A 10,087-nucleotide genomic window follows, 5' to 3' on the forward strand; every position below is an offset into this window, starting at 1 on the left:
AGCAGAGGATAATTTAGAGGGAATCTTATGACTACCGCTATTGCCAATAAACGCCCTAAAAAAACTAAAATGACAGCCGGCGGTGCCGCAGCAGGCGGTCAGGTACAATCCTTGAGCCGGGGCTTATCCCTTTTGGAATTCATTTCTGATTCACAAAGCGGGGTCGCCCTGACTGACCTCGCTATTCAGGCCGGTCTGCCTAACTCGACGACCCATCGTCTTTTGACGACGCTACAACAACATGGCTTTGTTCGGCAAGTTGGCGATCTGGGACTATGGGTGATTGCATCACATGCATTTGTTGTCGGCAGCAGCTTTCTGCAAAGCCGCAATCTGATGGTACTGGTTCACCCAATTTTACGCCAGTTGATGGAAGATTCTGGCGAAACTATCAATCTTGCTATTTTCAATATTGATGAATATGAAGCGGTCATTGTCGATCAAGTGCAATGTAACGCACTGATGCGAATGTCTGCGCCTATTGGTGGCCAGTTACCGATGCATGCTTCCGGTGCAGGTAAGGCGCTACTTGCAACATTGTCTGAACAAAAATGCCTGCAATTACTGCACAAAAAAGGATTACACGCCTATACACAGCATACACATACTACTGCTGCGGCCTTAAAAGAGAACCTTGAACAAATCCGTAAGCAGGGTTTTTCACTGGATGATGAAGAACATGCTCTTGGGTTACGCTGTATTGCTGCCTGTATCTATGATGAACACCATGAAGCGTTTGCTGCTATTTCTATCTCCGGCCCGATATCACGTATCTCTGATGAGCGAGTGACTGAGCTGGGTGCCCTTGTTATGCGGGCAGCGAAAGAGATAAGCCGGGAATATGGCGGTAATAAGTAAAACTTCGGCTAATTTCACTTAAAAAGTAAGCTTACTGATTAGCTGTTACGTTTCAGCTTATAAATTGACATAGATCATAGATAAGGTGTGTTGAAGACAAAAGTTGATTGCATCCTTTGTTTATTACATTAAAAATGTTACCGGTAACAAACAGTGAGAGTATGTGCTGGATACATGCCATATGGTGTCGGAAGCAAGTGCCAGGAGCAATTATCATGACAACCCCCCAGAACAAGTCAGTGATCAATAAAACCGTCGAACGAATCACTCAACGTATCATTGAACGCTCTAAAGAGACGCGTAACCGTTATCTGGCGCGTATTGAGTCCGCTCGTTCAAAAACTGTCCGTCGCTCTCAACTGGCATGCGGGAATCTGGCTCATGGTTTTGCTGCCTGTCAAAGTGACGATAAAGTCGCATTAAAGAATATGGTGCATAACGATATCGCCATTATCACTTCTTACAATGACATGCTTTCCGCTCATAAGCCTTATGAAAACTATCCGCAAAAATTAAAAGAGTCCTTACATGCAGTCGGTGCTGTCGGTCAGGTTGCGGGTGGCGTTCCCGCTATGTGTGATGGTGTCACACAAGGGCAGGATGGGATGGAGTTGTCCCTGCTCAGCCGTGATGTGATCGCAATGTCCGCGGCTATTGGGCTTTCCCATAATATGTTTGATGGTGCGCTATATCTGGGGATCTGTGACAAAATCGCACCGGGGCTGGTCATGGCAGCATTATCATTCGGTCACTTACCCGCTGTTTTTGTTCCCGCAGGACCGATGACCAGTGGCTTACCGAATAAAGAGAAAGTACGCATCCGACAGTTATATGCTGAAGGTAAAGTTGACCGTCAGGCATTATTGGAAGCGGAAGCAGACTCTTATCACAGCATCGGTACCTGTACTTTCTATGGCACCGCTAATTCCAACCAAATGATCATGGAAGTGATGGGACTACATTTACCCGGATCTTCTTTTGTCCATCCGGATACACCATTACGTGATGCCTTAAACGATGCCGCTGCACGCCAGATCACTCGTCTGACAGAAAATTCAGGTAATTACCTCCCTCTGGGACAAATGGTTAATGAAAAAGTAATCGTCAATGGCATTATTGCACTGCTGGCAACCGGTGGTTCAACAAACTTGACCATGCACTTGATCGCAATGGCGAATGCAGCCGGAATCATCATTAATTGGGATGATTTTTCTGAACTATCAGATGTTATCCCGCGGCTATGCCGTATCTATCCCAACGGACCTGCGGATATCAACCAATTTCAGGCGGCCGGTGGCGTGGCTCTGGTTGTTCGGGAGTTACTGAAAAAAGGCTTACTTCATCAGGATGTTAATACCATCGCTGGATTCGGTCTGGAACGTTACACTCAGGAACCCTGGCTGAATGAAGGTCAGCTAGCATGGCGTGAAGGCACTCACTCCTCACTGGATAACGAAGTTATTGCCTGTATTGAAAAACCGTTCAAACATCATGGCGGCACAAAAGTCATGACCGGAAATATTGGCCGTGCTGTAATGAAAACGTCGGCAGTACCCGCCAACAATCTTGTTATCGAAGCGCCAGCCGTTGTTTTTAATAGTCAGCACGATATCGCCCCTGCTTTTGAGGCTGGAAAATTAAATCGGGATTGTATCGTCGTCGTTCGCTATCAGGGACCACAGGCAAATGGTATGCCTGAATTACATAAATTAATGCCACCTTTGGGGGTATTGATGGATCGTGGCTTTAAAGTTGCTTTAGTCACGGATGGGCGTCTATCCGGCGCATCCGGTAAAGTGCCTTCCGCCATTCATGTTACACCTGAAGCTAATGCTGGCGGAGTGCTGGCCAAAATACAAGATGGAGACCTAATCCGTATTGATGGCCGCACTGGTGAGCTTACACTGCTGCTTGATGAGCTGGAATTAGCACAAAGAGCACCTTATCAAGCCGATTTAAGCACAGAGCACACCGGTTGTGGCCGCGAACTCTTCGGTGCTTTGCGCACTCAGCTTTCCGGTGCAGAGCAAGGTGCATGTTCCATTACATTTTTATAACTAGGAATTTTAAATCCCTTGTGTCGGATTCGATGAGAGAAATTGCTAATGAATAATTGGAAAACAACCGCAGAAAGCATCCTGACTGATGGCCCTGTCGTCCCTGTTATCGTCATCAATGAAATTGAACATGCGGTACCATTGGCAAAAGCGTTGGTGGCTGGCGGAATAAAGGTATTAGAAGTCACGCTGAGGACAGAATGCGCATTGGAAGCAATTCGTCTCATTGCCAGAGAAGTGCCTGAAGCCATTATCGGTGCCGGAACAGTGATTAATCCTGAACAACTTTCTGCTGTCACTGAGGCCGGAGCGCAGTTTGCCATTAGTCCTGGATTAACTGATGAGTTGTTAAAAGCCGCAATTGTTGGCTCAATTCCTCTTATTCCGGGCATCTCTACCGTTTCTGAGCTAATGCTGGGTATGAGCTATGGCTTAGATTGTTTCAAATTCTTCCCTGCGGAAGCAAATGGCGGCGTGAAAGCGCTGAAAGCTATTGCTGGCCCATTCCCACAAGTACGTTTCTGCCCGACCGGAGGAATTTCTCCAGATAATTATCGTGATTATCTGGCACTGAATAGCGTCCTATGTATCGGAGGCTCTTGGCTGGTACCAAATGATGCATTGAAAAAAGGTGATTATGCGCGTATTACGGAACTGGCCCATAATGCAATAACAGGTGCTAAAGCATAATTTATGCCGGATCATTTTTGAAATTGCGGAAATTCTATTATTTCAGCAGGGTTACTTGTTAGAATTTCCGCTTTCATAAGCCCAGCATTTTTTAGCCAAATAATTAAGAAAACCAGTTAAATCCTTTTATCATGACATCTTATATTAAGAGTGAATATCGCGATTGGGAGACGCTAATACCACAACATTATTTTCTTCATCCAATAATTCTGCATATTTCGTTATGCTATTCTCATTACGCTGATTGAATCTCTGCCTGAGACGGTAAGCAAAAACATCCTCAACATGCCCTTTCCTTATCCGCTCTTGTAACGCTCGCCAATAATCTGCTTTAAAAAGATCACCATGAAATTCTTCAAAATATTTACGAATACGCTTATCGCTACATAAAAAATGCCGGAACTCTTCCGGAAAAACGTCATTGGGAGCTACGCTGTACCACGGCTCACTGGCAAGTTCATCTTCCGGATAACGTGCTGGGGGAATATCCCTAAAATTCACTTCGGTCATATAACAAATTTCGTCATAATCGTAGAAAATCACCCTTCCGTGTCGTGTAACACCAAAATTCTTAAATAACATGTCTCCCGGAAAGATATTCGCTGCCGCAAGCTGTTTAATTGCATTCCCATACTCTTCAACAGCATCTTTCAGATGATCTTCATCGACCTGCTCCATATAGATATTCAGCGGGAGCATTCTTCGTTCCATATAAAGATGTTTTATCAGAATTTTGTCGCCTAAATCTTCAAGTTTTTCCGGGATCTCTTTTTGTATTTCCTCCATTAACTCAGCGCTGATATGGCGTTTATCGATGACGAAATTCTCAAATTCCTGTGTATCAGCCATGCGCCCGACACGGTCATGTTCCTTGACCAACCGGTAACACTCCTGAACCCTCTCCTGAGAAACGTCTTTCTGCGGCGCAAACTTATCTTTTATCACCTTAAATACACGGTCAAAAGAAGGAGATGTGAAAACCAGCATCACCATCCCTTTCACCCCCGGAGCAATGATAAATTGCTCCTTAGAAGAATTAATAAATGCCAGATATTCACGGTAATACTCTGTTTTTCCATGTTTTTGGCAACCAATAGCCATATAAAGCTCAGCTGTCGATTTGACAGGTAAAATTTCACGTAACCATTCGACCATAGCTGCCGGTAAGGGGGCATAAACCATGAAATAAGAGCGGGCAAAACCAAAAACGACACTGGCATCATCATGATTAGTCAGACAAGTATCAATAAAAATCCGGCCTGATTCATTATGATGAATCGGCAATAAGAATGGATAAATCTCTGTACCCAGCCTTATTTTTCCTACCATCCAAGCGGCCTTATTGCGATAAAAGAGTTCGTTAGCAATTTGAAATGTCGCTTGTAGTAAATCATATTGAGGAAAAGTGTTTTGTAAGTACCGCGTGATGTAACTAATATCTCTGTCTAAATTTTCCCATTTCAGGCGCAACGGCAAATCTTTTAAAATAGCCCATAGCATAGATTCAAGACCGGCATCAGGAAAAAAATCCCGCGATAATGGGCGTGGAATATGACGAAAACGGCGTGGTGGCTGGGAAGAAAAGATAAATAAATTTTCCTGCTTCAAATTACGATGCTGAAATAATCGGCAATAAACGGAATTAAAGAAGCTTTCTGCAATTTCAAAACGTGGGTAATCCGGTAGTAAGCGGGTATAAACCGCTTTCACTTTGGCAATGTACTCCTGATCATACAACCGTGAACCACGGATACATTTCAACTGTTCAACCACCAAACCGACATGATGATCGTACAGATTGATCCTTTTCTTCATGGCCTGCTGCACTGCGTGCCAGTCCGCCTGCTCAAAACGCTGTTGTGCGCCAGATGTTACTTCCAGAAACCTGCCATATTGCGCATCAAACCCCTGAAGAATAGTTTGTGCAATTAAGTGAGCTAAATCTGTTTCCATGTCTGCCACCTTAATCTGACGCGTAAAGGGGAATTCCCTACGGAATCCCCCAAGGTGATATCAACGTTATACAAAAAATCAGAATTGCTGCTCTTCGGTTGATCCGGTCAGAGCGGTAACAGAGGAGGTTCCCCCTTGTATTATCGTAGTTACTTTATCAAAGTAACCTGTGCCCACTTCCTGTTGATGCGAGGAGAAAGTGTAACCACGCTCAAGTGAGGAAAACTCACGCTCCTGAACCTTCTCAACGTAGTGTTTCATGCCTTCGCCGCGTGCATAGTCATACGCCAGATCAAACATGTTGAACCACATGCTATGAATACCAGCCAAAGTAATAAACTGGAATTTATACCCCAGCTCGGAAAGCTGTTCCTGGAAGCTGGCAATAGTTTTATCATCCAGATTCTTTTTCCAGTTAAAAGATGGAGAACAGTTATAGGCCAGTAACTTCCCGGGATACTCAGCATGAATTGCTTCTGCAAAACGACGGGCAGCTTCAATATCGGGTGTTGAGGTTTCACACCAGACAACATCAGCATATGGCGCATAAGCCAATCCACGACTGATCGCCTGATCAATCCCTGCACGGGTGCAGAAGAAACCTTCACAGGTTCGTTTGCCAGTCAAAAACTCGCTGTCATAGGGATCGCAATCAGATGTCAGCAGATCGGCTGCATCGGCATCCGTACGAGCAATAAGAAGAGTGGGAACGCCTGATACATCTGCGGCTAAGCGAGCAGCCACCAATTTCTGGATAGCTTCCTGAGTTGGTACCAGTACTTTGCCTCCCATATGCCCACATTTCTTCACCGCAGCTAACTGATCTTCAAAATGGACCGCAGCAGCTCCGGCTTCAATCATGGCTTTCATAAGTTCAAAAGCATTCAGGACGCCACCAAATCCAGCTTCTGCATCCGCCACAATCGGCAGAAAATAATCAGTGTATTCTACGCTCTCAGGGCCGATGCCATTCGCCCATTGGATTTGATCTGCGCGGCGAAAACTATTATTGATACGCTTAATAACATTTGGTACGGAATCGACTGGGTAGAGTGATTGGTCAGGGTACATGCTGGAGGCTGTGTTGGCATCAGCCGCAACCTGCCAGCCAGAAAGATAAACCGCCTCAATACCGGCTTTAGCCTGCTGAAGTGCCTGCCCACCCGTCAATGCACCTAGCGCGTTTACATAACCTTTTTTAGATTTTCCATTCAACAATTCCCATAACTTTTTCGCTCCCATTTGAGCCAAAGTATGTTCAGGATTGACTGAACCACGTAATTTAATAACTTCTTCAGCTTTGTATGGTCGATTAATGCCTTCCCAGCGTGCTTTTTTCCATTCTTGCTCTAATTGAGTAATTTGTTGTGCTCGAGAAACGGTCATGATCCTATACTTCCTATTCTGAATTAATTGAATATTAATTATTGATTGGATGTTGTTTAAATCAGTCGAGTAATTGGTAACCCGGCAAAGTCAGGAAATCGACTAGCTCGTCTTGTGTGGTGATCCGCTTCATCAGCTCAGAAGCCTCCGTAAACCTTCCGTCGCTAAAACGTATTTCACCAACTTCTTGTTTAATGACTGCCAATTCTTCTTTTAGCATCTGGTTGAACAATTCTTTAGTCACTTTCTGACCGTTGGTCAACGATTTTTCATGATGGATCCATTGCCAGATAGAGGTACGGGAAATTTCTGCCGTAGCGGCATCTTCCATCAAGCCATAGATCGGCACACAACCATTCCCTGAAATCCATGCTTCTATGTACTGGACTGCGACTCGGATATTTGCCCGCATGCCACCTTCGGTTCTTTCGCCCATACTGGGTTCAAGCAGCTGTGCAGCAGTGATCTCACCATCCTCTTCACGGGAAACCATCAGTTGATTTGGTCGTTCACCCAGTTTTGAACTAAATACTTCCATCGCTATATCGGCAAGGCCGGGATGTGCAATCCATGTACCGTCATGGCCATTATTAGCTTCCAACTCTTTATCCGCTCTGACTTTATCCAGCACTATCTGGTTTTGCTCAGGATCTTTACTCGGTATAAATGCTGACATACCGCCCATCGCAAAAGCCCCTCGTCTATGGCAGGTTTTAATCAATAAACGGGAATAAGCACTCAGGAAAGGTTGTGTCATAGTGACAGACTGACGATCAGGTAAGACGCAATCTGCATGATTCTTCAGTGTTTTGATATAACTGAAAATATAATCCCAACGACCGCAATTCAGGCCAACAATGTGATGACGCAGGTGATAGAGGATTTCATCCATTTGGAAAACGGCAGGCAATGTTTCGATCAGAACAGTCGCTTTAATCGTACCTTTTGGCAAATTGAAACGCTCTTCCGCAAAACTGAAAACATCACTCCACCATTGTGCTTCATGATAGCTCTGGATCTTAGGTAAATAGAAGTAAGGACCACTCCCTTTCGCCAGCAACTGTTTATGATTTAAATAAAAATAAAGAGCAAAATCAAATAACCCACCAGAAATTGGTTCATTTTTATAAAGAATATGCTTTTCTGACAGGTGTAATCCCCTGACCCGAGCAATCAATACAGCAGGATCCGATTTTAATTCATAACGTTTGCCCTGCTCATTGGTATATGAAATGGTTCCATTAACTGCATCCCGCAGGTTAATTTGACCATCGATAACCTTATCCCAGCTTGGTGCCAGAGAATCTTCAAAGTCTGCCATAAATACTTTAACGTTAGCATTCAGGGCATTAATGACCATTTTTCGCTCTACAGGCCCAGTAATCTCAACCCGGCGATCTTGTAGATCACCCGGAATCCCCTGAATTTTCCAATCACCATTTCTAATGGAAGATGTTTCCGAAATAAATTCTGGCAATTGGCCGTTATCTATTTTCTTCTGCCAATTTATCCGATCTTCTAGTAATTTTTTGCGTCTGTCAGAAAATGTGACGACTAAATCTTCTAGAAAATGAATAGAATCAGATGATAAAACCTTCTTTTCAGTATCAGAAAAAGGTTTTATAAAGGTTAATTCTGTTGCCAATACTTGCTGTGCCATCCCCTATTCCTCACCTTAAAGTGTCCACTCAGGTAAGAATAATCAATATAAAAAATAAATCAAAAACGGTTTCCATTATTTTTATAAATTAAATTATTTTTATTAAAATCAATAAATTATCAACACAATATATGAATTAAAACAGGGAATTAATTTCCAAAATCAAAAGATAAAAACTGTTAAGTTTTTGTTATATATGAAAAATAGGAAAAACAGATAATTGATGGGAGACAAACAAAAAATTAAAAAAATGAGAAATGACTCGCTTCAGTTAATTCTCATTTTGAAGATGTTTATAACGCGTTTAGTCTAAGGAAGGATTCATATAGGTCAAATCGTATGGCGTGATTTGGTATACATAATAATTAAGCCAATTTGAAAATAATAAATGCCCGTGGCTACGCCATGTTGCAACCGGCTTATTTTCTGGATCATTATCCGGGAAATAGTTGACAGGTAATATAGGCTCTAAACCAGCCGTTTGATCACGCTGATATTCAGCAGCTAGTGTGTCAACATCATATTCTGGATGCCCCGTTACGAATACCAGTCTTTTATCTTTACTGGCAAGTAAATAGGTACCTGCTTCCTCTGAACTAGCCAAAATATCCAGATCTGTATATTGGCGAATAGCTGACTCAGGAAAATCAGCAAAACGCGAGTGCGGCGCCCAGAATGATTCATCAAACCCTCTGGTCAATAATGCCAACGGCTCCAAAATAGTATGAGAGTAAACGCCTGACAGTTTAGTTTTTCGTGTATATTTCGGTAGGTTATAAAGAATGTTTAAAGCAGCCTGAACAGCCCAACAGACAAAAAGTGTTGAAGTAACATGCTCTCTGGCCCAATTGATAACTGTTTCAATTTCTTCCCAATAAGTAACATCCTCAAATTTTACTAATCCTAGAGGGGCACCGGTTACGATTAATCCATCAAAATTCTGATCTTTTATTGATTCAAAATCACAATAAAAATTATCCAAATGCTCCGCGGGAGTATTTCTACATCGACGACTGTCAATACGGAGTAATTGAATATCAATCTGCAACGGTGAATTAGAGAGTAGCCTAATAAACTGATTTTCCGTTTCTATCTTCTTTGGCATTAGATTTAGTAACAATACCTTCATGGGACGGATGTCCTGAACATTAGCTCTCGTCGATGTCATAACAAAGATATTTTCATTGCGAAGAAAATTAACCGCTGGTAGTTCATCTGGTACACGAATTGGCATTGTTTAAAACCTCAATCATTCCACGTAATTTAGCCTTCTAGACAGCCAAAATTTAACCTTAAAATGGGAGTAATGTCGAGTTTTTGTACGCAAATTGAAATTATTTCATTCTATGAAATAAAAAATAGAGATAAAAACAAATGCAAAAAAGCCATCCGTTAAGGATGGCTTCTCTGTCAAAGTGATGTCTGGCAGTTCCCTACTCTCACATGGGGAGACCCCACACTACCATCGGCGCTACGGCGTTTC

At 43.0% G+C, this 10,087-nt stretch carries 7 protein-coding genes; 3 read left to right on the forward strand and 4 right to left on the reverse strand.

What is annotated here, in order from left to right; translation table 11 throughout:
- Positions 1–27 precede the first annotated feature (27 nt).
- The 3 genes from iclR (at position 28) to AAC855_RS20185 (ending at position 3,605) form a co-directional block, all read left to right on the forward strand.
- Complete coding sequence (iclR, locus tag AAC855_RS20175) at positions 28–858, forward strand: glyoxylate bypass operon transcriptional repressor IclR (protein WP_228860159.1); 831 nt, start codon at positions 28–30, stop codon at positions 856–858.
- Positions 859–1,073: 215 nt separating this feature from the next.
- The gene (gene edd, locus AAC855_RS20180) at positions 1,074–2,915 is read left to right on the forward strand and encodes a phosphogluconate dehydratase (RefSeq protein WP_340611939.1); all 1,842 of its coding nucleotides are present in this window, start codon (positions 1,074–1,076) and stop codon (positions 2,913–2,915) included.
- A gap of 48 nt (positions 2,916–2,963) precedes the next feature.
- On the forward strand, positions 2,964–3,605 hold the full coding sequence (locus AAC855_RS20185; protein ID WP_340611940.1) for a bifunctional 4-hydroxy-2-oxoglutarate aldolase/2-dehydro-3-deoxy-phosphogluconate aldolase: 642 nt from the start codon (positions 2,964–2,966) through the stop codon (positions 3,603–3,605).
- A gap of 144 nt (positions 3,606–3,749) precedes the next feature.
- On the opposite strand, the gene aceK is transcribed toward AAC855_RS20185, so the two are convergent.
- The 4 genes from aceK to metA form a co-directional block, all read right to left on the reverse strand.
- On the reverse strand, positions 3,750–5,558 hold the full coding sequence (gene aceK, locus AAC855_RS20190; protein WP_340611942.1) for a bifunctional isocitrate dehydrogenase kinase/phosphatase: 1,809 nt from the start codon (positions 5,556–5,558) through the stop codon (positions 3,750–3,752).
- Between the two features lie 78 nt (positions 5,559–5,636).
- Positions 5,637–6,944, reverse strand: coding sequence for an isocitrate lyase (gene aceA / locus AAC855_RS20195; RefSeq protein WP_340611943.1), 1,308 nt, complete (start codon positions 6,942–6,944; stop codon positions 5,637–5,639).
- Positions 6,945–7,005: 61 nt separating this feature from the next.
- Positions 7,006–8,604 carry a malate synthase A gene (gene aceB, locus AAC855_RS20200; RefSeq protein WP_340611944.1) on the reverse strand — a complete coding sequence of 533 codons (1,599 nt, stop codon included), beginning with the start codon at positions 8,602–8,604 and terminating at the stop codon, positions 7,006–7,008.
- Between the two features lie 304 nt (positions 8,605–8,908).
- Complete coding sequence (metA, locus tag AAC855_RS20205; RefSeq protein WP_340611945.1) at positions 8,909–9,838, reverse strand: homoserine O-acetyltransferase MetA; 930 nt, start codon at positions 9,836–9,838, stop codon at positions 8,909–8,911.
- Positions 9,839–10,087 lie beyond the last annotated feature (249 nt).

The sequence above is a fragment of the Xenorhabdus bharatensis genome, from assembly GCF_037996705.1.
In the GTDB taxonomy this organism is placed as follows: Bacteria; Pseudomonadota; Gammaproteobacteria; order Enterobacterales; family Enterobacteriaceae; genus Xenorhabdus; species Xenorhabdus bharatensis.

Coding starts and splice junctions, on each gene's coding strand:
- iclR (WP_228860159.1), top strand. CDS start 28: ATGACTACCGCTATTGCCAATAAACGCCCTAAAAAAACTAAAATGACA.
- edd (WP_340611939.1), top strand. CDS start 1,074: ATGACAACCCCCCAGAACAAGTCAGTGATCAATAAAACCGTCGAACGA.
- AAC855_RS20185 (WP_340611940.1), top strand. CDS start 2,964: ATGAATAATTGGAAAACAACCGCAGAAAGCATCCTGACTGATGGCCCT.
- aceK (WP_340611942.1), bottom strand. CDS start 5,558: ATGGAAACAGATTTAGCTCACTTAATTGCACAAACTATTCTTCAGGGG.
- aceA (WP_340611943.1), bottom strand. CDS start 6,944: ATGACCGTTTCTCGAGCACAACAAATTACTCAATTAGAGCAAGAATGG.
- aceB (WP_340611944.1), bottom strand. CDS start 8,604: ATGGCACAGCAAGTATTGGCAACAGAATTAACCTTTATAAAACCTTTT.
- metA (WP_340611945.1), bottom strand. CDS start 9,838: ATGCCAATTCGTGTACCAGATGAACTACCAGCGGTTAATTTTCTTCGC.